Origin of the sequence: Sporosarcina sp. FSL K6-1540 (genome assembly GCF_038620285.1) — a bacterium.
Lineage (GTDB): Bacteria > Bacillota > Bacilli > Bacillales_A > Planococcaceae > Sporosarcina > Sporosarcina psychrophila.
Map to the genome: position 1 here is coordinate 1,044,821 of NZ_CP152018.1, position 25,806 is coordinate 1,070,626.

At 41.9% G+C, this 25,806-nt stretch carries 16 protein-coding genes; 2 read left to right on the forward strand and 14 right to left on the reverse strand.

What is annotated here, in order from left to right; genetic code table 11:
• Positions 1 to 31: 31 nt before the first annotated feature.
• The 10 genes from MKY15_RS04610 to MKY15_RS04655 all read right to left on the reverse strand — a co-directional run bounded on the left by MKY15_RS04610 (position 32) and on the right by MKY15_RS04655 (position 20,628).
• Positions 32 to 367, reverse strand: a complete 336-nt coding sequence (locus MKY15_RS04610) for a hypothetical protein (RefSeq protein WP_342539151.1) — start codon at positions 365 to 367, stop codon at positions 32 to 34.
• A 986-nt stretch (positions 368 to 1,353) separates the two neighbouring features.
• Entirely contained in the window at positions 1,354 to 6,171 is a 4,818-nt protein-coding gene (locus tag MKY15_RS04615) for an endonuclease (RefSeq protein WP_342539152.1), read from the reverse strand.
• Between the two features lie 101 nt (positions 6,172 to 6,272).
• Positions 6,273 to 8,906 (reverse strand): 5'-nucleotidase C-terminal domain-containing protein, encoded by a 2,634-nt coding sequence (locus MKY15_RS04620; protein WP_342539153.1) that lies wholly within the window; start codon positions 8,904 to 8,906, stop codon positions 6,273 to 6,275.
• A 146-nt stretch (positions 8,907 to 9,052) separates the two neighbouring features.
• Complete coding sequence (locus MKY15_RS04625; protein ID WP_342539154.1) at positions 9,053 to 9,325, reverse strand: hypothetical protein; 273 nt, start codon at positions 9,323 to 9,325, stop codon at positions 9,053 to 9,055.
• Between the two features lie 401 nt (positions 9,326 to 9,726).
• Positions 9,727 to 10,395: a hypothetical protein gene (locus MKY15_RS04630; protein WP_342539155.1), complete on the reverse strand. Its 669-nt coding sequence runs from the start codon at positions 10,393 to 10,395 to the stop codon at positions 9,727 to 9,729.
• Positions 10,396 to 11,304: 909 nt separating this feature from the next.
• Entirely contained in the window at positions 11,305 to 15,033 is a 3,729-nt protein-coding gene (locus tag MKY15_RS04635) for an S-layer homology domain-containing protein (protein WP_342539156.1), read from the reverse strand.
• 1,026 nt (positions 15,034 to 16,059) lie between these two features.
• Complete coding sequence (locus MKY15_RS04640) at positions 16,060 to 16,770, reverse strand: WecB/TagA/CpsF family glycosyltransferase (RefSeq protein WP_342539157.1); 711 nt, start codon at positions 16,768 to 16,770, stop codon at positions 16,060 to 16,062.
• Positions 16,767 to 18,071 carry a nucleotide sugar dehydrogenase gene (locus tag MKY15_RS04645; RefSeq protein WP_342539158.1) on the reverse strand — a complete coding sequence of 435 codons (1,305 nt, stop codon included), beginning with the start codon at positions 18,069 to 18,071 and terminating at the stop codon, positions 16,767 to 16,769. Before MKY15_RS04645 ends, MKY15_RS04640 begins: the two co-directional genes overlap by 4 nt.
• 151 nt (positions 18,072 to 18,222) lie before the next feature.
• Positions 18,223 to 19,419 carry a S41 family peptidase gene (locus MKY15_RS04650; protein WP_342539159.1) on the reverse strand — a complete coding sequence of 399 codons (1,197 nt, stop codon included), beginning with the start codon at positions 19,417 to 19,419 and terminating at the stop codon, positions 18,223 to 18,225.
• A gap of 132 nt (positions 19,420 to 19,551) precedes the next feature.
• On the reverse strand, positions 19,552 to 20,628 hold the full coding sequence (locus tag MKY15_RS04655) for an S-layer homology domain-containing protein (protein WP_342539160.1): 1,077 nt from the start codon (positions 20,626 to 20,628) through the stop codon (positions 19,552 to 19,554).
• Positions 20,629 to 20,879: 251 nt separating this feature from the next.
• Here MKY15_RS04655 and MKY15_RS04660 point away from each other — a divergent pair, with 251 nt between their 5' ends.
• Positions 20,880 to 20,987 (forward strand): putative holin-like toxin, encoded by a 108-nt coding sequence (locus tag MKY15_RS04660; protein ID WP_222617994.1) that lies wholly within the window; start codon positions 20,880 to 20,882, stop codon positions 20,985 to 20,987.
• Between the two features lie 180 nt (positions 20,988 to 21,167).
• Here MKY15_RS04660 and MKY15_RS04665 read toward each other — a convergent pair whose 3' ends face one another.
• From MKY15_RS04665 to MKY15_RS04675, 3 genes are all read right to left on the reverse strand, one after another.
• Positions 21,168 to 22,409: an aminotransferase class I/II-fold pyridoxal phosphate-dependent enzyme gene (locus MKY15_RS04665; RefSeq protein ID WP_342539710.1), complete on the reverse strand. Its 1,242-nt coding sequence runs from the start codon at positions 22,407 to 22,409 to the stop codon at positions 21,168 to 21,170.
• A 468-nt stretch (positions 22,410 to 22,877) separates the two neighbouring features.
• Positions 22,878 to 22,967 carry a putative holin-like toxin gene (locus MKY15_RS04670; protein ID WP_222617995.1) on the reverse strand — a complete coding sequence of 30 codons (90 nt, stop codon included), beginning with the start codon at positions 22,965 to 22,967 and terminating at the stop codon, positions 22,878 to 22,880.
• A 652-nt stretch (positions 22,968 to 23,619) separates the two neighbouring features.
• On the reverse strand, positions 23,620 to 24,207 hold the full coding sequence (locus MKY15_RS04675; protein WP_342539162.1) for a nuclease-related domain-containing protein: 588 nt from the start codon (positions 24,205 to 24,207) through the stop codon (positions 23,620 to 23,622).
• 111 nt (positions 24,208 to 24,318) lie between these two features.
• Here MKY15_RS04675 and MKY15_RS04680 point away from each other — a divergent pair, with 111 nt between their 5' ends.
• On the forward strand, positions 24,319 to 24,501 hold the full coding sequence (locus MKY15_RS04680; RefSeq protein WP_342539163.1) for a hypothetical protein: 183 nt from the start codon (positions 24,319 to 24,321) through the stop codon (positions 24,499 to 24,501).
• A gap of 172 nt (positions 24,502 to 24,673) precedes the next feature.
• Here the strand turns inward: MKY15_RS04680 and MKY15_RS04685 are convergent, their stop codons facing one another.
• Complete coding sequence (locus MKY15_RS04685) at positions 24,674 to 25,600, reverse strand: DMT family transporter (protein WP_187045904.1); 927 nt, start codon at positions 25,598 to 25,600, stop codon at positions 24,674 to 24,676.
• Between the last annotated feature and the right edge of the window lie 206 nt (positions 25,601 to 25,806).

A 25,806-nucleotide genomic window follows, 5' to 3' on the forward strand; every position in this document is an offset into this window, starting at 1 on the left:
AATGAATTTTGCATTCAATAGATGATGTTGGTTAAATAGATTTCCTTTCTTCACATACACAAGCGCTGCACCTGCTATAGCGGTCCTTCACATGTATTTTTAAGACAGCGGAAAAAACATCCCGTAAATCCACATCAATGGCACCTTTTTCTCCAACCAGTGCATTTATTTTTTCAGTAGCTTGCAAAAAAGTTCCTGTTACATGTTCTGGAACGCTTTTGGCTATTGGCTCCACCATCGCTGATGAATCTTCACACTTTTGATTTGAATAACTACTTTTTTCTGGTTGCCTATCAAGTCGAGTACCACAAAAAGAGCAGAACTCCGCCTGCAAACGAGCTTTTTCCCCGCAGTTAAAACAAAACAAATAAACACTCCCATTAATGTTTCCAGTTTAAGAGTCTATAATAATATGTATTCTTAAATTAGCGGTTCGCAGTTTTTCCGACTTTCCATATTTATGATTTATTGTATTATACTATATTCGCAGTAAATCTTTTCTATTTATATAGCACTATTATATCATTTGGATTAATGAAAGAATAGGTCTGACATTAATTGTATGGATGCCTGTGTAACAAAAAACAATTCACGACTCACACAATTATATAAAACTTAAAGAAGTTTAGATGATTAGTTATTTCTTTACTCCTCAACTAATAAATATATAATCGGAGTGGATTGACTGAATAGTGTCGTGTACAAGTACTTGAAATTTTAATTTGTTGGACAGTTTTCAGGAATGGTTGGACACTTCGGAGGTTTCGTTGAACACTCCCTTGTTGGTTGGACACTTTCCCCGATTCGTTGGAGGCTTTTCCGATTTCGTTGGACACTACGAGGGTTTCGTTGGACACTCCCTTGTTGGTTGGACAGTTTCCGGGAATGGTTGCACACCTTCGGCAGTTGGTTGGGGGCTTTTCTGCGTTCGTTGGACACTTCGAGGGGTTTGTTGGACACTCCTTTGTTGGTTGGACAGTTCCCAGGAATGGTTGGACACTTTCGGCGGTTCGTTAGAGGCTTCACTGATTTCGTTGGACACTTCGAGGCAATTCCCGAAGCCCCCACTGATTCTAATTGCTCAAGTCTACTAGTACCCACACAATCATAGACAGAAAAAGATGCCTTCCACATGACCATTTACTGTGATCAGCTGGAAGGCGTCTTCAATCGATATTACAGGGTTCTTATCTTAGTCTTACATCAATTTCTTTATTGAAGTCCGAAATTCGGGGTACAGTTTATTCTTCAACCAGCCTTTATCCATCCATATAAATCATTCTATAGTGGGTTTGCTGAATTACGTTGGACATCATGATTTTCATTTATTCCTAGCTCTTAACTAATCTTGACTCAAGATGCAATTTGCATATCAGCTAGACCAACCTGTTTCCATATTAGTTCCGCCCATTCGGGGTGATCAATAAACGGATTACGGTTTCCTTGCCATTCTTGGATGACATTGTTGCGATTCCGTTCAAATTCATCGACTGGATCTTGTTTATGCCATTCTAGTAGGACTGAAAGTTTACCATGGTATGGTGCACTTCCGTTATTGAGTTTTTCATTTAATTCGAGGTCTACACGATCGCCTTTTTCATAGCGAGTTGCCATATAGAAGAGAATTCTTGCTACGTCTCCTTTTACGCGATCTGGTGGCTCAAATGAACTTGCAGTTTTTAAGCATCCATTACATCCTTTAACTGCGCTTCCACCGTTATCAAAATCTAAGTTACCTCTAGAGCTATTGACCTGTACATCTGTCGGACGTAAATGATGGATATCTGTTCCTGGTCCATTACTTGTGCCAAAGTCCCCGTGTGATTTCGCCCATGTGTGTTCACGGTTCCAGTCACCTACATTACCACCGTTGCGACTTTTAGAGCGGGACTCTCCGGAATAAAACAGTATGACATTGTTGATGTTATTTGGATCCTCATCTGTTTCACGGAGTGCTTCCCATGCTTGAGCGTAGGAGAGTTGGGTATGGTCATCGATGATCTCGTGAAGTGCATTTTTTAACGCTTGTCCGTTCTTACCAATCGCGTCTTTGTAATACGTATCTAGTGGTGACTCTTCTCCAGAATCCGCTTTAACTGTAACTGTAAAGCTGGTAGTCGCCGTTTTTTCACCATCACTTGCAGTAACACCAACGATATGGCTTCCCGCTTCAAGTTTTAACGTTAATGTAGCTCCTTCAATCGTTCCCTTTGTTGAAGTAAATGTTAGTTCATCTTTGTCGGGATCAGAGAAGTAATCTGATAACAAGAAGGTTAACGCTTTTCCAGTTGCAACAGTTGAATTAGGAATTGCTGTTTTTACAATTGGCGCTTTGTTTTCAGTAGGTAAAGAAGGAACCTCATTTTCGAGGTTCCCTTCTTTGTCTATGAACTGAATGTTAGCTGCAGATGCTCCATTAGTGTATTCAATTTCAACATTTTCAGGAAGTTCACGAATTTGTTTTACGTTAGTTCCGTCAATAATTATTTTTTGAATATTTGTTCCTTTGAAATCAATTATTGCATCAGCTTTTAATGGTTTGATTGTTATTGTTTTGTCAGCGAATCCTTTACCGTGGAATTCTGCATAATCTCCTGTGAATAAAACGCCATCTGTAATCGTTGTATTTTCACCTAGTGTAAGTGAGATACTCGGTTTCGTAATTGTTAATTTCTTCGTTGTAAGATTTTTGAAATCATATAGTTTTTCAGGTGTGATTGGTGTTACATCTATTTCTTCGTCTTCACCTTCACCTTTTAGATCGATTTGAACCATTACTGGGTCATGGTCAGATGCACGACCAGCCATATCAGTGAAGTCTGCGTTAATGTGAAGAATATCGATTACTGTATTTTCCACTAGATTGTTAGTCACTAAAATATGATCTAGCACTTGTGAGTTACCTTGGTATAGATATGTGTAACGATCAGAAGTTTCAACTTTATTGATCATATTTGTCATTATGCTACCCTCATGAATTTTAAGAGTCTCAGAGAATTGATAATCATTAAAGTCGCCTAATGATACAACATTCGCTTTAGGATTATCCGTTTTAATATCTTTCACAAAGTTGTTTACGATAGTTGCAATTTTATGGCGTTGGATTTCGCTATCGTATTTTGGTGGTTGGATAGATCCGAATAATGGCGTATCCCCCGTTTTTGAATTCCAGTGGTTCGCAATAACCACGACACTTTCGCCTTGGAAATCAAATTGTGCTGCTAATGGTTTACGGCTACTGTTAAACGCACTATTTGTTGGATCGATACGACCTGGATTATGTGTTAACTTGCCATCTTGATACCCTACAGTAGTTGTAGCAGTTCCTGGAGTAGCACCTTCTGTTAATGCAACACGGTCCGGATTGTAGAGGAATCCGACGCGAATATTCGCATTTGGTGCACCGCCGTCTTTGTTGTTTTCAGGGTCGATGTTGGCATATTTATATTTAACACCACCAGCTTTTTCAATTTCAGAAATCAATCTTTCATAGCTTTGATTTGCCTTTGAATCCCCTGAACTTTCCCCGTTATTATCTTGAACTTCCGTTACGCCAATAATATCTGGATTTTGCATATCAGTAGCAAATGCACGTGCTAATTTCTGTGCTTTAGCGTTCGGAGAAGACGTTGTGTTATTCGAGAAATTTTCCAAGTTATACGAAGCAATCGTTAACTTGTCATCCGCTTTTACAATCGCCGTTTTTTCCGGTGTTGCAGCACCTTTTTTATGGGCGCTCTCCATTTTTTCCAAATCAACATAGATCTTATAATTTTGGAATGAATAGCCTACTACCCCTGAGATAGGACCTTTGAATTTATCACCAGTTGCTACTTCGAAATCACGACCAGGTCCATTTGGCTCCAAACGGAATTGGACACGATTTGGATTTTGTTTTCCTTCTTCATATAGTACTCCGCCATGAAGTGAATTTGTTGGTGCAGTTTCAAGAACAGTTACGAGATCCCCATGCTCTTGTGGTGCTACTGCTTTCACATCAACAACTTCTACGCGCATACCTTCTATGCTTTCCCAGAAATCAATGGCATCCACTTTAGGGTTGAAAACGGATAAATTATCGCTATCAATCGCTGTAGTCGCCATCTTTTTTTCATCGATGATGATTGGATCTGGTAACGTTACTTCATTATTGATAACTTGAACTTTTCCACCTGCGTCATCACGGACATTAATTTGTGTAGTTTTCAAATCAGTTGTATTCGCATCAGAATAACCATCATATGCATATTCACTTACTTTACCGCTAACTGATACTAGATTACCAACCTTGATTGGCAACGATTTGTTACCGCTGTAAAGCAAAATTGCTTCTGACGTATTTGGATTGTCATCCGCTAATGCGTCAGGCGTTTGAATGTGATAATAAAATGCACCATTCAATGTGAAAGCATAGGTGACTACGCCTTCAATTCCTTCCACGGTTTGATTATTGAAGGGAGTTGTATGACCTTCTCCTTGGACATCGTGAATTTGTAGGCTGTCTGTAATTTTATATTCAAACGTCTTCACTTCACTAAAGTCACCGTTTTCTGCTTTTACAACTGCTTTTAGTGTTGAATCTTTAGTGATTTCAATCGGATTTTCGTATTTTTGACCATCAACTGTTGGATCTTTATCTTCTAACGTGTAATAAATTTCTGCATTTGCTGTAGTCGTTGATAATTCTACTGTTTTCTTTCCAACAAATGTTCCACTTCCTGGGTTCGCGAAGACTGGTTGGATAATTGAGCTATCTGCGACAATGTCTTGTTGTGAGCGTGGAATAATTTGATAGGCGCCGCTAAATTCTTGAACAATACCTGTAATTGACTCGTATGTTGTACCAGCTACTAATCCTAAGTTGCTATTTTCATCGCGAACAATAAATTCTGTTCCAGCCGCATCCGTTCCTTTATAGTTTTGAGAAGCTCCAGATATCGTTACTTTATTTACTGTTACTAGTTTCGATTCGCTCGCTTCGTTCAGTTGTGCACCTGCAAGTACTTCTGGACTAGGTACTGCTTTAGATACTGGTTCACCTACAAGTGTTCCCGTTAATTGTAATAAACCATTATATTCCTCTAATGCACCATCAACTGTAATTTCATCACCCAGTTGAACATTCAGAGATGCTGGACGAACTGCAATTGCTGCCGTTCCATCTTGGATATGAATCGTATTTTTTAATTTTGCTGTTACGATACCTTTTACTGTTACTTTACCAGTTCCTTGGGCACGAGCATCTGCGATTGACATCCCTTCAACAGGTGTTTCAGGATCTGTTGCATCTGCTGCCGCAACTGCTGTCGTCGCATCACTTGCTATCGATGAACCATTATCACCATTAACGATCACTTTAATAAATTTACCTACTTGTCCCTCAACTAATGTTAGTGTCTTATTTGTAGCTCCATCAATAGTTGCGTAAACACCATCTGCGGTATCAGCTACTTGCCATTGGTAAGTTACATTTGTCGCCCCTTCATTTACTGAGGCCGTTAACGTTTCACCAACTTTTGCCGTTCCATTAATTGTTGCTGTCGTCACTTCAATTGGTTCTGTTGGATCAGTCGGTCCTGAACTGTCCATTACGTGCATACCTAAATTGCTGGAATCATCTTTAGGAAATGCTGTCCACTCGATTGATGGATTGAATGCATCATCGATTGCTGTATCACCGGTTGTAATATTGCTGTTGCGTACTAGTGTAACATCTTTCCCCCAGTCAACTCTTGCTCCAACTTGACCAAAGGAATCAATGACTTCACCCGATTTCTTTAGAACAATTACATCATCTCCGCTAAAGTTTGCAATAGCGCTATTCTCTAAATCTCCTACACTTTTAATCTCTTCAACTGCATCTTTGTGATAAATTACATATGTTTTACCGTTCTCCAACGTTCCTGATAACGTCACTGGTTTTTGAGAAATTGTTTTTCCATTGTCATATAGCTCAAGTGAGTATGCACTTAAATCGACAGCTGCACCTGTCCCATTATAGAGTTCAATAGCCTTGTTAAAGCTGCTTCCCTCAATATATTCAGAAATAATTAGGTCTGTCGCATTCGTTGCAGCACTTACTGTAGCAGGTATTGCCGGTACTACTAGGCCCGCTACTAGACTTGCTGCTAGCATAGTATTTACAGGTTTCTTCCAATTACTTTTACTCATCTAAACGATTCTCCCTTTTATATACAAATTTGAGTAAAGCTAATATGACATTGAAAAACGCAAAACCTTCAGCCTACAAGCAGAAGGCTTTGCGAGAAGTATTAAAGCCTTGTTTCTCCAGCTACAGTAATACCATCAAATCCAAAGACATCTGAATCCAGGCCTGTAAGATCTAGATCGCCTTCAACCGTAATATTCGCGAATGATACGTTTTCAGTTGGCGTACCTGTCAGGATCAAATTTCCTTTTACAGTTACATTTTCAAAGGAAACTACGTCTGTAACCGATACCGTAACGTTACCGTTGTAAACTTTCGGTTTGTCAACTGTACCTGAGAAATCTTCACCTGCTACGTCTTCAGTATCCGGTTCTTCGACAACGGCTGCAACGTCTATAATACGACCTTCAATCTCGGTTGGAATTTTGTTGCCCAGCGATACTAAATGTTCTCTTAAATTCTCCCAATCTGAAAGGCCAAGATCAGTTACACGACCTGCTTCATAAGCTTTTTTTAGAACATCATAGCCGTCTCCACCTTTTGCAGTGAATGCGTTTGTTGCTACTGTATAGGTCTTAGCGTCTTCTATTTCAGTGTAAGAACCGTTTGCGTTTTTATAGGAAATTGAAACTACACGTTGTCCAGCAGGTTTCGAAGAATCGAATTCGACTTTCGCACCTGATACATGGAGGAAACCGCCATTTTCTTTTGGATACTCTTTAAAACTAATTTCAAATGTTTCTTTTAATTCTGCACCTGTAACATCCATAGTCGCTAATGTGTTACCGAATGGAAGTACTGTGATTACTTCGCCTACTGTGATTGGACCTGCTCCAATACCAGCGCGAATTCCACCACCATTTTGGAATGCCATAATTACTTTTTTGTCTTTTGCATAATCTTGCGCTTTTGCAAGCATGCCGTCGGTAATTAAGTTCCCTAAAATCGTTTCATTTTTTCGTACACTTGGTTTCGAATTATCTTCACCTGTACGAGGGGTTTCCAACGTAGTTTCAAGTGTTACTCCAATTTCCTCTTCATTTACAGCAGCGATTTTATCCTTATAAGGTTTTAAGAGCTCGACTGCCTCAGCATTCTCTTTTTTATCTTTAGTCGCAATTAACTTACCTGCATGTCCTATTACCACACCTTTTTCATCAAATTCAACATCTAAAGTCCCAAGGTAATCTGAATATTGATAGGCTTGTACAATAATCGTTTGATCTTTCGCTGCACCCTTTTCATCTTTGTCTACAACTACAGGTTTGTCTAATTGCGTATGGCTATGTCCACCTACAATTACGTCAATCCCATCGACATGTTTTGCTAGTTCTTGGTCATTGTCCATCGCGGCATTATCATCAAAACCAATATGTGTTATTGCTACGATTTTGTTAACACCCATTGCTTCAAATTCAGCAACCATTCTTTCTGCGTCTTCAATATAGTTAGAGAATGTAATTTCTCCTGGACTTGCAATGTCCTTCGTTTCAGCAGTTGTTAGACCAAAGATACCGACTTTTTCTCCGTCTATTTCTTTTACAATTCCTGCGTAGATATTGCTGTTTTTAGGAGTTGTTGAAATTTTTGTATTGAACAATCCATCAAACAATGGATCTTTTGAGAAATCTACGTTTGCGGATACAAACGGGAAGTTTGCCGCTTTAATGAAGTCGGCCAATGCTTTGTGACCTTCCGCTGATGAACCAAGGTCAAACTCATGGTTACCAAACGTCATAGCGTCGACTTTCATTAAATTCATAAACGCTAAGTCTGCCATTCCTTTGAATTCATTGAAATATAACGTACCAGAGAATACATCTCCTGCATTTAGCAACAATGCATCTGGTTTAGCTGCGCGTACTTCATTTACCGCTGTAACAAGTTTTGGGGCTTTGTCTGTACTAGCATGTATATCATTTACGTGCATGATTGATAGATTAAATTTCCCATCGCTAACTTTACCTGATTTGAATACTTCTACAGCAGCATTCAACTTCTCACTTGCTGCGTCAACTGCTTTTTGATCAGCTTCTTTATCAGCTACTACTGCTTGTGCTACTTTAATTGCATCTTGAAGTGTTTTGATAGAACCTTTTGGATATTGTCCAACTTTAGTTCCTTCTTCCGCACCTTCAAGAGCTATTTCAGCATTTGTAATTGCTGTTTTCAGTACCTTTGTATCTACTACTGATTTTTCTGGAATAACTGTTACATCTTCTTTAGCTTTACCGTCTTTATCAAGAATAATTGGGTCAGCAGCTGTTACTCCATCTGCTTTTGAGATACTAGTTATATTATCCGCAACCGTAATTTGTTTTACATTGTTGTTGGCAATAATGATATTCGTTGCATTAACACCACTTAAATCAATGACGCTATTACCGTTGACAGGATTCAATACAATCTTTGCATCGCTAAGATTGTTGCCTTTTAACTTTACTGATTTCTTAATTTCAATATTATTCACTTTTACGGATCCTAAGTTAATTTTCATTCCTGGAGTAACTGGATCAATAATTACTTTTGCATCTTTTAATGAACCATTTGCAGTTGCATCTGTAAGTTGAACTTGTGTTGTAATAACCACTTCACCTTTAAGACTAGTTGTCCCAGAAAAATTTACATCTGCATGAGCTACTGCGGACGGAACCAATACTAGTGATGCAAAGGCTGCTGTAGATAAAACGGCATATCCTGCAGATTTATTAATAGAATATCGTTTTTTACTTTTCATCTATTCTCGCTCCTTCAATGTCTATGCTATTTAAAGATAAAGAACTCATAAAAAAATATTTTACAAAGTATTTCTTCCGAACCTGGAAATCAAAACGGAAGAAGTAGGAGAAGTTTTGACTTCTCCCGTTTCTCCACCTATCAAACTTAGTTAAGGATTGTACGGTTTTCGACTACTACATTATTAACATTTAATGTAACATCTGTTTTATCTTTAATTGTAAGGTTCTTTACAGATCCATTTGTTAAAGTAATCGTTTCAGCATTAGTCATACCCGTTAAATCAATAGTTAAATTAGTAATAGTTTTTCCTTGAAGGTTAAATGTTGAACCTGTAGCAACATCTCCAGAAATCGTAAGTGCATCTACTCCTTGTACAATAGCAGTATTAAAATCAGCTACATTTGTTACAGTTGTCAAGCTATTCCCGTCTTATACCGCATTAACTACGGCTTTCGGTTCGGGCCTACACCGTACAGGCGACTTTCATCGCATACGGCGTGCCATCAGTAGTAATTTCTTAACTTATTTCCCCACAAACAGTGTAGCATTCGTAGTTTCAGATTAGTGTGTGTTTTATGTAAATTAACTGTAAATATCGTTAATATATTGTTAATTGCTTTATCAAAGTTAAATTGTGTATTGCAAAGTGTAATTATGGATTCCTTACGCCGTTGATTGGAATACAAAAAAACAAAAAATCAGCCAAGTGTTACTTTGTCTGATTTTTTGTTTTACTTTATGCAAATGTAGTTTCCAGTCATAATTGCGGTACACAGCCACTCAACGCTAAATTCATTGGTTCGACAACACCGTAGTTATTATTTTTTCGTGAACCAGTCATAAAATTGTTGGGACTCTATGGACAGGTATGGAGTAAGTGTCGCTTGGAACTTAACTGTTCCCTTTATTGATGTATCTACAGAATCAGCATTAGCTCTCCAAGTTTGTGTTTTACTTGCATAGTATTCTTTATCTGTAATAACTCTAAAATAAGTTGTTCCATTGACAATTTCCTCAGTAATAGTAAAATTACCAACCTTGGTTTTGAAATCTTCAGTCACATCTCCCATGGAGATTTTGATTTCCTTAAACCCTTCATCATTTACAAAAAAATCAATTTCCTTGTTTGTTGTAGTGAAAGTAGATCCGTTTTTAGTGGCTTTAAATGCAACTTTTCCAGTATAAAAAGGAGGAGTGGCTTCAATTGCTTGTTTAAGCGCTTCTTCTGCTTTTTCTAAGATAGTTACATCTACAAGTTCTTTTTGAGTATCAGTTAACAGTTTGTATGCTTCACGAGCTGCTTCAATCTGTCCTTTGTTAGCCACTGTTACTTTATCCGCTGATGGAAGTGCTTCAATCAATTTTATTACTGCACTTGCTTTCAATTCGTCTTCCTTCATTTGATCCACTACTTTTTGTTGTGCAGAGATTACTCCATCCCAAGCAGCTGTGTCATAGTCGACTTTAAGATCAGTAACAGCTTTCACTTTTTCTTGTGCTATATCTACAACTACTTGTGCTTTTGCCGCTTTTACTGCCTCTTGAAGTAATTTTTCTTTGTCGCTATTCCCGTCTTATACCACATTCACGTGACTTTCAGTTCATTCCTACACCGTACAAGCGCCCTCAACAGTAAATCATCCCACTAAATAAGCAATATGACTCCTACAAATATACCTATATAATAACTAAAAATAGGAACCAATCACAAATTCATGATTGATCCCTATTAATGTAGATAGCTTAAATCTGGGGAAATAAGCATATCATAGAATAATTACTACTGACTAGGTTCCTTCGCTCCTGCTAGTTTTACCCTTCTCGTATGTTACCATACAAGTCCAAACGGCTAGCTATCAACACTACTATGAACCTGCTGCCATCTTGCTAGTCTCGCTGGTGCTGATACACCTCTTCTAACAAGACTTCAAACGTTCCACAACTTCCATCCCTCTTTTTGATTTCATTAGGTTCCCACTATCCAGGTGTAAGAACGACCGGTTTAACAGTCAATTCGTCAATCGCCGCTATAGCATTGCATCTATAGGGATGTACAGTGAACTCCTAGCTTAATTTCGCACCGTACACTAGCTTACCCTGCCTACATGGATTCGTCTGCCTAACCATAAAAATCTTTTAAAGAACCCCGCCTCGGGACCACCGAGTACGACTTCACCTGACTTCATCCCTTTTGTGTATTTCAGCACATCACTGGATGCAGGAGGATTAGGTACTTGTAGATTGACTGTTTACAAGGGCAGGAGTTTCACCCACCAATTGGAAGTAGTAGTTAGAAAGAAACCCCGTGTACTACCAAAAGGCAAGACACGGGGTATTCGTTTCCACTCATTTCACTGAACAAGTCAGCTTATAGAGTAACGTTTCGTTTAGTTTTATTAAGGAGTAGTTACAGGTGTTACTGTAACATTTAATCCAGTAATTGCTAAAGGATTTCCTGCTGCGTCCGCAATTGTTAGATTTGTAAATCCATTAATTTTAGAATCTACTCCAAATGATTGTGCGTCTGCAACTACTTTTGTTAATGCTATTGTTATCTTAGTAGCAGTAGTAGCAGATGTTGCAGGTGTTGCAACAGTTCCACCTAGATTTGCAGAAGTTTTGAAATCAATAGTACCTGCTGCTGTTGCAGAAACATTAACATTTTCACTGAATGTTAATACTAAATCGCCTGTTGTTGCATTAAATTCTGCTTTAGTAACAGTTGGTGCAGTTAAATCAGTAGCTACTGCAACTGCATTATTAAGTGCAGTTTGTAGTCCTGCTGCTGTGTAAGTTGATGGACCAGCAATAGTCATAATAGAACCTAATACTGCATCTTGATGAGCAGTAGCCGCGTTAAATGCAGTTAAATCAAGGCCTACAATACTAGCATTTGTAGTTAATACAGTTTTAGCATTAGCAAGTTCTGCTGTCGTAGCCGTTGCACTTGCTTTGTTTAGAGCTGTATTAATTAACCCAAGTGCAGTATTAACTCCAACTTGACCTTTATCAACTTCATTTTTTGCAATTGCTGCAGGAATAGCAGCTTGTAGAGCAGCTACATCAGCAAATGTACCAGCATCAAGGATTGCTTCTACAAGAGTTTTGTCAGCTGCTGAAAGTGCATTATATGCAGTTAAGTTTAGACCAGGTACTGCAGCAAGATTAGCAGCAGTTGCAGCAGTGTTAACATTACCAATTGCTGTAGCTACTACTGCAGCATATTGTGCCGTGTAAACTGTTTTCAAGCGAGTTTCAGTATATACCGTTACACCACCTACAGCACGTTGTGTACGAACAGCATTTGCTACAGTTAATTTTTGAGCAGCATTTAATGCACTGAATGCAGGTACGAACCCTGAATTATCAAGAGCAGTTACTACTGCTGCATCTGTTACTGCTTCATTAATAGCTTCAAGTGTTGAAGAAAGATTCGGATTCAATGAAACGATTTCAAAGATGAACTTGTCTCCGTCTTTCTTAACTGTTACTTTAGCTGTTCCTTCGTTAGCTTTCACAAGAGTTTCGAACTCAGCTTGTGTAAGTGAAACTGCATTAACGTTTTTGAATGAAGCATCTTTATAGCTCATTTTGTCTTTACCAACAAACTTGATATCTTTCTTGATAGTGTCGATTGATTCAACAATACCAGTGTGGATAACACCGATTGCAGATGTAGATGTAAAGTTAGCTACTGCTTCGTGGTTTCCAAGATTGATTGCACGGTCCGTAGTGTTGTTTGAAATAGCTGTCCCGCTCGCTACTACACGTACAGATGTTGTTTTATCTTTATCAGATTTAACTTCAATCGATGGAACGCTAGTACTAGTACCAACAACCTTAGTTGTTGTATAGCTACGGTTCGGTGATACAACATGACCGTCTACTGTAACATCGTTAGCTCCAGTATTGAATACTGTGAATGAAGCTTCGATATGGCTGTATCCAGTAGGTAGACCCATTGCTTTACCGCTTTGGTTTGCAGCAGTAAATTTGAATGTAGCTGTTTCTAGACCAGTGAATTCTTTATAATCTTTACCGTCAGTTTTGTATGCTTTTACTGTACCGTCAGTAAGTTTAGCTTCTGCAAAGTAAGTAATTGGTGCAATTTTGAATGGCTCGCCATCATCAAATTTACCTTCTTTTGCATTGCTTGTATTGATATCGATCCAAGCGATTGGTGTCGCATAGTCTTTTTCTTTGTCACTGCTAATTGTGAAAGTAGCTTCACCTTTTGCATCTGTTTTCACAGTATGTTGAGAAACAGTTTTACTATCGACAAGAATCTTCTTATCATCATCAGTAAAGTATGCTTCTGTATTCGTGTTGATGTTTCTGTCAATGTCTTCATTGAATGCAATGTTAACAAGTTCGTTCGCAGCTACTTTACCGTCTTTAGTTTTCAAAACGACTTTGTATTCGCGACCGTTTGCTTCATAACGCGCTGCTTCTTCGCCGCTACGAGTAACATCGATTACGTAATCTGCTTGAGTTGCTCCAAATACTACTTTTTCAGCCGCTTGTGCTTGTAGTTTAGTAGCTTCCCATGCGTTAACATCTTCTTTATTCACTACTTGGTTAGGGAATACAACTGGTGTAACTGTTGTGTTATGACCAGACACTGTAAATGTAGCTTCACCTTTGCTGTCAGTTACAACTTCAGCAGTAACTGCTGCAGTTCCGTTAGACAATTGCATAGGGTTAGTACCGTTTACAGTTGCTTTAGATGTCTTGTCAATTGTAACGCCAACGTTTTCAACGAATGTTACATGCAATTTCTGGTTAGCTACAGCTTTACCAGTTTTAGGATCTTTAGATGTAACTTTGTATACTTTGTTTGCTCCGTTAGCTACGCTGTTACCTTGCTTGTCATCAGTTGGTGTAATTGCAAGGATAGTGTCAACTCCCCAGTATACTGTAGCTAGGCTACGTACTGCTGGTGCGCCTGTTGGATATGCAACAACGTCATCGCTTTCGCCTGAAACATATTGCGTGTAAGAATAAGTTGCAATACCTTCAGCATTCGTTGTTACTTCTTCAATGTGGTCTTTGTTCAATTTAGAACCAGCTGATACGTTGAATGTTACAGGAACTCCTGCTTCTTTAACGCCGATGTCAGCTTTAAGTGTAACTTCTTTACCAACAACACCTTGTGTTGAAGTTGTATTCATAGTGATCTTAGTTGGAATAACTCCAGAGATCCCTTTGAATTTACCAAGTGTAGATTCACCTGATTTAAGTGTGTACTCTTTGTCTCCTGTTTGAGCAGCAGTTGTAAGTACCAATACTTTGCTATCTGTTTGTTTAACAGCAGCATTAGAGATTGCTAGACCTTCAATAGAGAATTTAAGAGCGCTAACGTCTTTAAGTTCTTCTTTGAAAGCTACTTCAACAGTAGTAGCGTTAACAGCCTTAACTGATACAACGCCTTCTGCTGCTTCGCCAGCTACTTTAGAGAAGTCTGCGTTAATTGTTTTGTGTAGGAATGTAGCAAAGTGTCCACGAGTTGTGTTGCCTTTTGGATTAAAGCTAGCAACTGTTGGGTTCGTGATGTCGAAGAAATCAAGAACGTCGATAGCAGCACGTGCTTCAGATTTTGCAGATGTAAGATCTTTTACATCACGCTTGAAATCTTGTCCAGCTACGTATGTAGCCAAGTCGATTTTTTCAACAGTATCAAATGCGCGAACAAGCACTAATGCCATGTTTTCACGAGTGATGTTATCAACTGCTAGAAGTTTACCGTTAGATCCGATGAATACGCCTGCGTCTTTAACAACTGCAGCATAGTCAAGAAGTTCTGCGTTAGACTTTGTTGACAAGTCAGTGAAGCGTGGGTTAGTTCTTGCATCTGCAGGAATTGCGTGTCCTTCAGTTACAAGCCATTTACCCATCATTTTAACAACGTCAGAACGAGTCAACGTTTTGTTTGGTAGGAATGTACCGTCTGAATAGCCTTTGATAACACCTGAATCAGAAAGAGCGTTGATAGCTTCTTCGTGCGTGTTACCTTTCGTATCTTTGAAATCTGCCGCGCTTGCTACTGGTGCTACTGCGGATGCTACTAGTGCTGCTGATGCAGCCCCTACTAAAAATTTGCTGTACTTAGATGGTTGGTTAGCCATTGAATAATTTCCTCCTCTTAGATAGAAAATAAATTTGTGTCAACTACTTCCACGGCAAAATGAAAGATAGAAGTCATTACAGATTAAAGTATAGATAATTACGACAAGGATGTCAATTACAAGTTAGTAATATAGTAAATCCCTTTGGAAACATTACTAGATTCCTGAGCCGCTTCTACCATTCTATCGCATATCTGATATATATCAAGTATTTTACGACTTTTGGTTTAAAGTTACAGAACGATTTCAATTGTTAGTGTCTAGTTACTGCTGATTATGTATTTGGAATTCCTTGCACGGTCTCCAGTCTTTTCGCCTTACCTATGCGTGTTTAAGTGGGAATTATATGGTTTTCTTGGTCCACATAAACATCGAATTCTTTTATTTTCATCTGTTTTGAATTTATGGCGGAAAATGGTTTTCTTTCCAAATTGGGAGGATTGTTATTCATTACTTTGGGTGCCAGCTGCTGCCACAATTCGAAGATTGTGAGTTGTGTCAGTAACTGGCACCCGGGGCTTGCTTGTCGTGGCCTTTCACTTTTCTTATTGTCTAAGCTTCAGGGGCCAGATGCTCGGGTCATAAGCCGACTCGGCTGTGCGGCGCCTTTCGCTTTTCGGGGTTGTCTAGACTCCAGTGCCTAGCCCCTCGAGTCGCTTCAGCTTACTGATAATGGCAAAGGGCGCCATCAGCAAGCCTTCAGCGCTTGTCGGGGCTGAGCAGGCTCTTCCGCTTTTCGGTATGTCTAGGCTTTAGGCGTCAGATGCTCGGGTCATAAGTCGACTCGGCTGTGCGGCAAAGAACGCCGCTTCGCCAATTCGTCTTATGCCTGCCGCATCTAAGACGACGCCTTCCGCTTTTCGGACACAAAAAAACTCGAACAGATGGGAACTGTTCGAGTCTTTTTGTGTGGTCAACCAACCAAATTTCGATCTGCATGGCGTTTGTTATATATTTTATAGAGGAAATTATCCTTACACTTTAGTATTCTAGCACCACTTTTACCGGAATACAAGAGTGTCAACCTTATTTTTGTGTGAAAACTTCAAATAAGAATTTTGGCAGATTCATTTGCCTTTTAAGTCGACTTGGTTCTTTTAGTAGACGATACAACCACTCCGCACCCATTTTTTGAAATGCGGCGGGTGCTCGCTTGACGTTACCTGCAAGGACGTCGAATGAACCACCAACGCCTTGGTACAACGTTGGGTATAGGTTGTCCCGATGTTGTTCAATCCATTGCTCTTGTTTTGGAGAGCCCATCGCAACGAATAGGATATCGGGCTTGGCCTTATTGATAGTTTCTAAGACTTTACTAGTGTCTGATTCATAGCCGTCCTGTGTTCCTGCCACGATGAGATCTGGATAAGTTTGTTTTAGTTGTTGAGCCGCCTTATCAGCAACACCTGGTTTCGCCCCGTACAGGAAAACTGTACGCCCAGTACGTGCTGCTTCCCTAACAATGCGATCCATCATGTCAATTCCAGTAATGCGTGACGAGATACTGCCCTTTTTTAGTTTGGACGCAATGATAACGCCAATGCCATCCGGGATTTGGAACTCGGCTCTATTAAGGAGCGCTTTGAGTCCCGGGTCTTCTTTTGCTTTCATAAGCTTTTCCGGGTTGATGGCTACGACGAGAGATTTCTTCTTGTCTTCGATGTTGCGGAAGACTTTCGGTATTAACTCGTCGTAGTTTTCGGTGTTTACTTGAACGCCAAGAATGGTCTCTTTCATATAGAAGAAAGTCCTTTGTTCTTGCCATCGCCGAGCTTAAAGAAACGGAATCCGGCTTGTTCCCACTTGTCTCGGTTGAGTGCGTTTTTCGTATCGAGTACGAGTGGTTTTGTGTCGCCAGTGTTGACTGTTTCCGGATTAAGGTTTTTAAATTCCGTATGATCCGTCGTCAGGATAATTAGGTCGACGTCCTGAAGTGCTTCGCCTAGTGATGCGCGTTGTGTCGGGTGTTGCAGTTCTTTGATATGTGGATCGAATGAAGTTACTTGTAGATTCAAGTTTTGAAGTTCTTTAATAACTTCCGTCGAAGGGCTTTCTCGTAAATCGTCAACGTCGGCTTTGAATGCAAGACCTAGTACTGCGACGTTACCACCCTGAATACCATGCTGTTCCAGAAGAGCTTTGGCTTTTTGCGCTGTGAATTTCGGCATGCCGTTGTTCGTCAGGCGTGACTTCTTAATGATGTCCGAGTTTTCCGGGCTTAATTCCACCAAGAACCATGGATCGACTGCGATACAATGTCCGCCTACACCAGGTCCTGGCGTGTGAATGTTAACGCGCGGGTGGAAGTTGGCAAAGCGGATAGCTTCCCATATGTCGACGTCAATTGTTTCAGCGATTTTTGCGAGTTCATTGGCAAATGCAATGTTAACGTCGCGGTACGTGTTTTCCATTACTTTGACGAGCTCCGCTGTTGTTGCGTCAGTTAGGTGGATTTCCCCTTGAACGAATGTTTGGTATAGCTCTTTTGTCATCTCAGCGGATTCAGGCGTGATGCCGCCGACGATGCGGTCGTTGTTAATGAGTTCTTCGAAGATCTTGCCTGGAATAACGCGCTCTGGTGAGTGTGAGACGAATAGTTCTACGCCTAGTTCTAGGTTTGACTTGCGAAGCTCAGGCAACATAACATTTTCTACTGTTTTTGGTGGCACAGTTGATTCGAGAATGACCAATGCCCCTTTTTTTAGATAAGGAACGATTGAAGCTGTTGCTTTACGGATGTACTCCAAGTTTGCTGTGTTGTCCGGGTTGATTGGCGATGGGACGGCCACGATATAGACGTCTGCTTCGACAGGTTGTGTTGAAACCGTGAAGTACCCTTTGTCGATTGCTTCTTCTAGACGCTCTTGAAGTCCGTTCTCTTCTATATGAAGTTGTTTGTTAGCGATCATGTTAACTGCTTTTTCGTTGACGTCCATGCCGTGTACGCGGACGCCACTGTTGGCGAACATTACTGCTGTTGGTAGGCCTATGTAGCCTAGTCCGATGACGCATATATTTTTAGGTTGGTTTGTATTCATTATGATTATCCTCTCTTCCGGATATTGCTTGTTCTATTATTAATACTAATTGGTCAGATGCACCAATATACATTTGTTGATTATAGCACAATTGGTGTTCGTGTACATATCCCCGGGGCCATACACCAGTTTTTCCAAGTACCCAATGGCGTCAGCTGGCGCTTTTGACAGTGATTGGGACGTATGTGCCTTGTTTAACCGTGCGACCGTTGGTGTTTTTTAAGCCCGGGTGGATGATGAGTTCATAGGAAGCGCCGGGTTGCAGGTTTTTGTTAGGAACAATTTCAATTGTGTTATTGGCCTTTTGGTTGATGGTGATTGGGACAGCTACGCCGCCTACTTTAACGAGTTCTATATTATTGGACGTTTGTACGTTGTTAAAGTTCATTGGCTGGGTAAATTGGATAGTCATTTTTTTAGTCGTTGGTACATTGTCGAGATTGTCGATTTTTTTGTAGTGCTTGTTGCTGAATGACTCGTTGAGGAGCCGCTGATGGATGTCTAACAGTTCTTTGTTCGATTCGGTTTTGATGCTAGGTTGGATACCCTTTTTGTGGACTAGTGTTCCTCCCGGTCCTTTGAAGTGCCCAATTGTCAGTTTGAGTGCACTGCCGTCGTTGAATTCGAAGAAGGATTGGACACTGCCCTTCCCTTTCGTCGTCTCACCTACTATAGTAGCGGATTGCTGATCGATGAGGGACGCTGCGACGATTTCAGATGCAGATGCGGAATAGCGATTGACGAGCACATATGATTGTTTCGGGAATTTCGTTTTGGTTGGTATCGGTTTAATCATTTTGTTACCTTCGCGTGTGGATAAGTAGTAAGCGTTGGTGACGCCTTGGTAAAAGCCGAGAAGCTGCTCGGCACTGTCGACGTAGCCACCGCCGTTATAGCGCAGGTCGACGATGAGTCCGGTTGCTCCATTTTTTTTGAGCTTCGTCCAGTGTGCTTCCACTTGCTTGCCCAGGTCGGCGGAAAACGTGGCGATTTTTATGTAACCGATGTTGCCGTAGAGCATGGATGATGTGATTGGGTGCTCTGGTTTTGCTGGTGATTTAGTCGGTGTTGTTGCTGCTACGTTTTGGATTGACGATGGTTGGTGTTCATCCACAGCAACGGCCGATAGATAGGTACGGTATTCCCCAGCGGACATGTAGCGCGAGTATTCGTCGAGTGAGTTGACGATATCGTCTACGTTTTTCATGGTGTTGAGGTTTTTTGGGACGTCACCATAGTAGTAGGTCTCGACGAAGAATTTGACGTCGTCGAGTGTACTTGCTTGGGCGATTGGTGTAAATAGGAACAGGGTTATGATGGCGATGAATGCTGTTTGGATTTTTTTCAATTTGGTGAGTCCCCTTTCACGGGTATGTTCTTTTATATTATAACCTATACCCAGTTTTGAAGTTCGTAAGATGGTTGGATTTGGTATTTTGTTGTTTAGTTTGGTGAAAATATTGTTTGGTTATGTGTGTTTTTATTTTTGCGTATAGAGTTGGACCCAATACGGTTTTCCTTTGGCGTCGGTTGCGTAGCCAGTACCGACGTGTGTGAAGTTGTTGTTTGCGATATTGGCGCGGTGAGTTGGCGAGATCATCCATTCTTTGACGACGGATTCAGGTGCGATGTAGCCTCTTGCGATATTTTCACCGTATGCGATCCATTTATAGTTGAATTTCTTCAGCATTTCATCGACATTGCCATATGTTGGTGATTTGTGGTCGAAGTAGTTATTTTTCGCCATGTCCTGTGCTTTGGCTTTAGCGATTGCTGAGAGATCAGCGTCGAGAATGAGTTCTTTTACGCCTAGCTGTTTGCGCTGTTTATTGACAAGTTCAACTGTTTTGAGAGCATTGTCTTGGGTGTCAATGACTGGCGGTATTGGATCAGGCTTGGATTTGTCCATATACATGCTGCGAGCTTTGTCATAGTAGATGACGCCTTTTTCGCGCTCAAGTTCGAATTTGGTGGTGCGGTCGATGAATGCCGCCATATGTGCGCGGGTGACGATATCGTTTGGCTTGTACATGCCGCCTGGCGGTGTTGTTGTGATGTCGAGTTCGGCGAGTGTCGTGATGTAGCCGTAGTTTTGGTTGAGCTTAATGACGTCTTGGAATTTGATAAGGTCATTGTCGTCGACGATTATTTTATAGCCCAGTGTTAGTATCTTCGCCATTTGCGCACGGGTGAGTGGCTCGTTCGGGCGGAATTTGTCCCCGTCGGTGAAGATGCCACTTTCGGTGAGTGCGCGGATGTGGTCGTATGCGCCATGGGCTGGGCTGACGTCTTGGAAACTCGGTTTGAATGCAGCTGTCGGTTTGGCGTTGATGGCGAGTGCGACGACTTTTGCGGCTTGGGCTCGGGTGACAGGTTCGTTGAGGCGATAAGTTCTGTCCGGGTAGCCGTTGATGAGGCCTCGGGTGGAGATTGCGTCGATGGCTTTGTGTGCCCAGTGTGCGGTTGGCACGTCTGTAAATGTGGCAGCTTGTGCGGCTGGTTGGAATGCGATTAGTAGAGTTGCTGAGAGTAGTAGGGTTGGGATGTGTTTTTTCATGGTAGTGCCTCCTTTTTCTATGATTATACTATGTTTTGCGGGGGTATTGAGAGGTTTGTTGTTTGGTTGAAAAAGTTTAAAGCCCCTTGCTGGTGGCGAGGGGCTTGTTTTTATTGATTTCTTAGTAATCGATTGATGGATTTTTGTTGCTGCAATATAGAACAAACGTTCCTTTTGTGTTATAATAGAGTTGGTAATTGCATATGAAGTGTGGGCGGTTGGTCACTTCCATGAGAATGGAGGTGATGCCAATGTCGACTTACGAATCGATAAATTTGCTAATTCAGCTTTGCACTGTAATGTTAGCAGCCTTTACAATTGTAGTCACATTGATCATTTTCTTCGTAAAAAAGAAATAACCGTCCCCCGCTGATAAGGTATGACGGTTATTTCTGTCTAAAACCGGATCAACCGCTCTTCTTGCGGTTTGCAGTTGCTAGGCCGAGTGTTAGCGCACTCGGTCTTTTTTTATGTTATGCGTTTCTAAAGACATTATACCTTTATTCGGTGATTGTTTCAAGAATGGTACTTTTTATTGACTACAATAACGGTGGATTTGGAACTATGTGGCGTTCTTTGTTGCGCCAGTTGGTTATCCAGGTTTCGAGTCGGTCCATGGCGATTTCGAGTTGGTCGAATGCGTAGGCGTAGGAAATTCGTATGTGGCCTTCGCCGAATGGTGTGAAGGCAGTGCCTGGTACGACGGCGATTCGGGCTTCATCGAGCAAAGTATGGGCGAATTGTTCGGATGTTAGGTTGAACTCTTTAATAGAAGGAAAGATGTAGAATGCGCCACCCGGTTTAACTGTCGGAAGGCCCATGTTAGAGAGCCGGGTGTAGATGTAGTCGCGGCGTAGGATATAGTCCGGGTTCATTGCCGCAGGCGTGTCTTGGCATTCGGTTAGTGCGCAGATCGCTGCGTGCTGGGATGGGACGCCTGCGCAGATGGTGTTATAGGCGTGCACTTTGACGGCTTGTTGCATCCACTGGGCGGCGGCGAGCAGGAAACCGATGCGCCAGCCTGTCATGGAATGGGATTTGGACAGGCCGTGGATGAGGAATAGTTTGTCTTTGAGTTCGGGGTACTCAGCGAATGAGCGGTGTTCCCCTTGGTAGGTGTTTTCACTGTAGATTTCGTCCGAGATGATGAAGATGTCGTGAGTGGTGAGTGTTGCGGCTAGTTCGTCCATCGTTTTGTGTGGGATGGTGACGCCGGTTGGATTGGATGGATAGTTGAAGACGATTGCTTTTGTTTTGGGTGTGATGAGCTTTTCTAGTTGGGTTGGATCCGGGATGAAGTTGGTTGTTGTTGTGTCGAGATAGATGGGTGTGGCGCCGGCGAGTGTGATGAGCGGTTCGTAGCCGGTGTAGATGGGTGCGGGGACGATGACTTCGTCTCCTGGTTCGAGAATCGTGCGGAATACGGTGTCCATTGCTTGGCTTGCGCCGGTTGTAATGATGATTTCGGTTTGTGGGTTGTAGGTGAAGCTGTATTTATCGGTGAAAAAGGTGGATACGGCTTGCCGGAGTTCTAGGAGACCGGCGTTGTGTGAGTAGGCAGTTTTGTTGTCGTCGATTGCTTTGTGGGCGGCTTTTTTGATGGGTTCGGGTGTTGTAAAGTCGGGTTGTCCGATGGTTAAGTTGATGGCATCGGGGTAATTTATGAGCTGGTTGGAGATTTTGCGGATGCCGGATGGTTCTATTTGTTGGACGCGCGGGTTGATGGTGAGTGAAATGGTGGTTCCCCCTTTTTGATTGGTGGGTAGTAGTATATGCGGGATGTGGGGGGATGATTTTTGGGTGTGGTGTTGAGGGGGTGTTGTTTAGTTCGGCGGGGATGTTATTTGGTTGGATAGGAGTGTTGTTTAGTTGGTTGGGAATGTTGTTTGGTTTCGACGGGATGTTGTTTAGTTGGATCGGAGTGTTGTGATGTTTCGGCGGGATGTAGTTGAGTTGGAGTGTTGTGTAGTTTGTTTGATTCGTTGTGAACTCTTGGATTTGATTGGCAAAGACTTTTTCAACCGTCTTTTTGCCAGCTAAAGACTTCCCTTTCTTCTGCTTGTTAAGTTATTGGTTCTGGTTCTTGAAGTCTTCTGCAGCATACTGTATATTGAGAGTAGATCTAGTAAAGAATAAAAAGGACCGCTTGACGTGTCGAGCGTCAAACGGTCAGCAATAGCTAGGTTCCCTATAAGGGGATCAGCCCATCTGGAGCAGTAACCCATCTGAGCCTCTAACTCAAGGATGGGTTATTTTTTATTTTTATGGTCAAATGAGAGTATTAACACGATTAATGTTGCAAAAGCTACTGCGAACATTAGCGCCTCGAATACTGACATTGGCACCACCCCCTTTCATACGGGAGTGGGCTGACCACCCTTGAGTTACCTATTCTATTGTTCTTTCATTGTACCATACGTATGTTCTTGAATCGCTATTGTATTTTATCTTTTATTGAACTTCCCTTTCTATATTTGGAGGATGTTTCTTAGTTTTTCGATAGCGTTGTTTAGTTTTCGTTTGATGTTGTCTTGTTGGATGGGAATGTTGTTTAGTTTGGCGGGGGCGTTGTTTACTTTCTTGGTTACGTTGTGGAGTTTTGGGTTTGATTTGTATATAAATGTAGCCGCCCGGTGGAGAGGGCGGCTTTTTGTGTTGTTATTTATGCAAGGGGAATTTGTAGTCCCAGGTGTAGATGGTTCTTGGTGGTGTGCCTTTTCGGTTGAGTCGCAGCTGGCGGAATATGATGCTGGCAATGGAATTTGAGTTTAATTCGAGAAATTGGCGGAGCTGTTTGTTTGTGAGTGTTGGGCTGATGAGCAGGTACCAGTCGGCGACGGCTTGTTCGAGTGCACCTTTGTTGGGTTTTCCGCAAGAGTTGCAAATCCATGTGCGGCCTTGGGTTCTTGGCATGATGGCGTTACAGTCGGGACAAAGGACGCCTTTTTTTAACTCGACTGGTGAGATGCTGTGTTTTTCGCTAGCGGGAAATCATTTCCATTTGACTTGGTTACTATAAAGTTGGTTGGCAATTGTTGCGATTTGGCGCGGCGTGAGTTCGTCTGGAATGTCCGGGAGTCCTCGGATATATCTGGGTAGCTGTTTCGCGAATTTGAGCGGTGTGGATAAGGGCATTTTGGGGATTTCCGTCCGCTGATTTGCCATTACTAGGATTGGTTCTACGGGTAAATCGATTTGTTTTTGGTTGAGCCATTTTTCGACGGCGTACGTAGCGCGGTCTAGCTGATGGATGATGCAGTCGAATTTTTCGATTGCGCCGTCGCCAGAGATTTTGGTAGTTTTTCCGGATGCTTCGTCGAATAGGACGGTGCCAGCGTAATTTTTGATTTCCAATAGGATTGCGCGTTTTGGGGTTAGGATTAGAGTGTCTAGCTGGACGCGGAAATTGGGGTTGATATCCACGGTTATGTTTTTCATGATGGCGGTACCTTTGGGGAAGTCGATTTCGTTGAGAATACGGTCGACTTTAAGTTCGCCGGAATGGCCGGATTTCGCCTGGTATAATTTGTTACTGATTGTTTTGTACTGCTGGTGGTTGTCAGGGAGCCGGGCGAGCAATCGTTTCAGGGGTATGAGATCGTCCGGCGGTTGGCGTGTTGTGTAGATAGGGATTCACTCCTTTCGGTGGTCTGAATATTCTTTGTTCAGTGGTAGATTAGCAGGTTTTGAGTGAGGTGGCAAGGGGTTGGGCAGGAGGGTTTGTTTGGTTTAGTTGTTATGTTGCTTACTTTTTGGGATGTGTTGTTTAGTTTGATCGGTATGTTGTTTTGTTTGATTGATACGGTGTTTAGTTCCAGGAATGCGTTGTTTAGTTTCTTTGATACGTTGCTTAGTTTTTCGGATACGTTGTGAACTTCTTTATTTTATTCGGGACTGCCCTTTTCTAATTAGCTTTTGACTTCTACTTTTAGAGTTGAAGGGCATAAAGGAAGCCATCCGGTGGTCCGGATGGCTGATTGGGTGGTGATTGTTTATTCAAAAGAAATGTCTCTTAATCTAGAATGTAAACGGCGGGTTTAGTAGACTAGACAACGTTTTTATCAATCTGCTCAACTTTGTGTGCACGACGTTTTTTCCATAGATCTTCTGCGGCGCCGGATCCTAGTATAACGCCGGCAATGATGAGGGCTAGGCCGATGAGATGGCGATAGGTGATGATTTCGCCAAGGAATAGTGCTGAGCCGATTAGGGAGAACATGGTGTTGAAGTTGATGAAGATGGCGGCTTTGGCTGGGCCGACTTTTCCGACTGCGTAGTTGTAGAGCATGTGTCCGACAGCTGTGCCGATGATGGCGCTTGCTGCGAAACCGAGCCAAAACATGGGTGGTACGGTGGCAAATGCTTTGATTTCACCGGGTTCTTGAATCAGGCTAATGATGAGTAGTACCGCGCTGCCGACTACCATCATATAAGCGGTCATGATACGTGGATCCAGTGTTTTTGCTGCTTTTGCGATGACTAGGAATGATAATACTTGAGCGGCGATTGAAATGAAAATGAAGCTATCACCGAGCGCGAGACCGCCAATTCCTCCGCCTGCTAAAACGACGGAGCTGACGCCGCCTAGGCCGACTAAGAAACCAAGCCATTGCACTTTAGACGGGTAATTCCGCATGATAAGTGCGACGGAGATCGCCGTTAGGACGGGGCCTGTTCCGAGTATCAGTCCCGCGTTTGTGCCGGTCGTGCGAACAAGTCCCATGTTCAGGAAATAATGATGGAGGACAACATTGAGCATCGCGCCTCCTATGATGTATTTCCATTCATTTTTTGTCGGCAGACGAAGCATTTTGAACGCCGCCAGGATGATGAATACCGTTATGCCTGCGAGCAGGATACGGAATGTTGTCATGGTAACTGGACCGACATATATGAGCAGATATTTGAGGAGTGGCAGGTTAAATCCCCAGATAAGCATTGCGGTAGTGAGGAGTGCGTAGATTCTCCACATGGGGCAGTCCCCTCCTTTAGTTGGTGATTTGGTGATGATTGGTTGTTGGAAATACTGTAGGGTAAGATGGCAACTTTTTACTAGAAGTAAACAACGTTTATTGGGTACTTCGCAACGTTATTTCTTATGTGTCGGGTTTGATGATGCTTAAGTATACACCTTTTAAAGCTTGGTAGTAGCCGCCTAAGTAATTCTTATGCGGGTTC

Excerpts from the sequence above, each read along its gene's own strand:
- MKY15_RS04635 (WP_342539156.1), bottom strand. The coding sequence starts at position 15,033 with ATGGCTAACCAACCATCTAAGTACAGCAAATTTTTAGTAGGGGCTGCA.
- MKY15_RS04685 (WP_187045904.1), bottom strand. The coding sequence starts at position 25,600 with ATGTGGAGAATCTACGCACTCCTCACTACCGCAATGCTTATCTGGGGA.
- MKY15_RS04655 (WP_342539160.1), bottom strand. The coding sequence starts at position 20,628 with ATGAAAAAACACATCCCAACCCTACTACTCTCAGCAACTCTACTAATC.
- MKY15_RS04670 (WP_222617995.1), bottom strand. The coding sequence starts at position 22,967 with ATGTCAGTATTCGAGGCGCTAATGTTCGCAGTAGCTTTTGCAACATTA.
- MKY15_RS04645 (WP_342539158.1), bottom strand. The coding sequence starts at position 18,071 with ATGAATACAAACCAACCTAAAAATATATGCGTCATCGGACTAGGCTAC.
- MKY15_RS04640 (WP_342539157.1), bottom strand. The coding sequence starts at position 16,770 with ATGAAAGAGACCATTCTTGGCGTTCAAGTAAACACCGAAAACTACGAC.
- MKY15_RS04660 (WP_222617994.1), top strand. The coding sequence starts at position 20,880 with ATGTCGACTTACGAATCGATAAATTTGCTAATTCAGCTTTGCACTGTA.
- MKY15_RS04620 (WP_342539153.1), bottom strand. The coding sequence starts at position 8,906 with ATGAAAAGTAAAAAACGATATTCTATTAATAAATCTGCAGGATATGCC.
- MKY15_RS04615 (WP_342539152.1), bottom strand. The coding sequence starts at position 6,171 with ATGAGTAAAAGTAATTGGAAGAAACCTGTAAATACTATGCTAGCAGCA.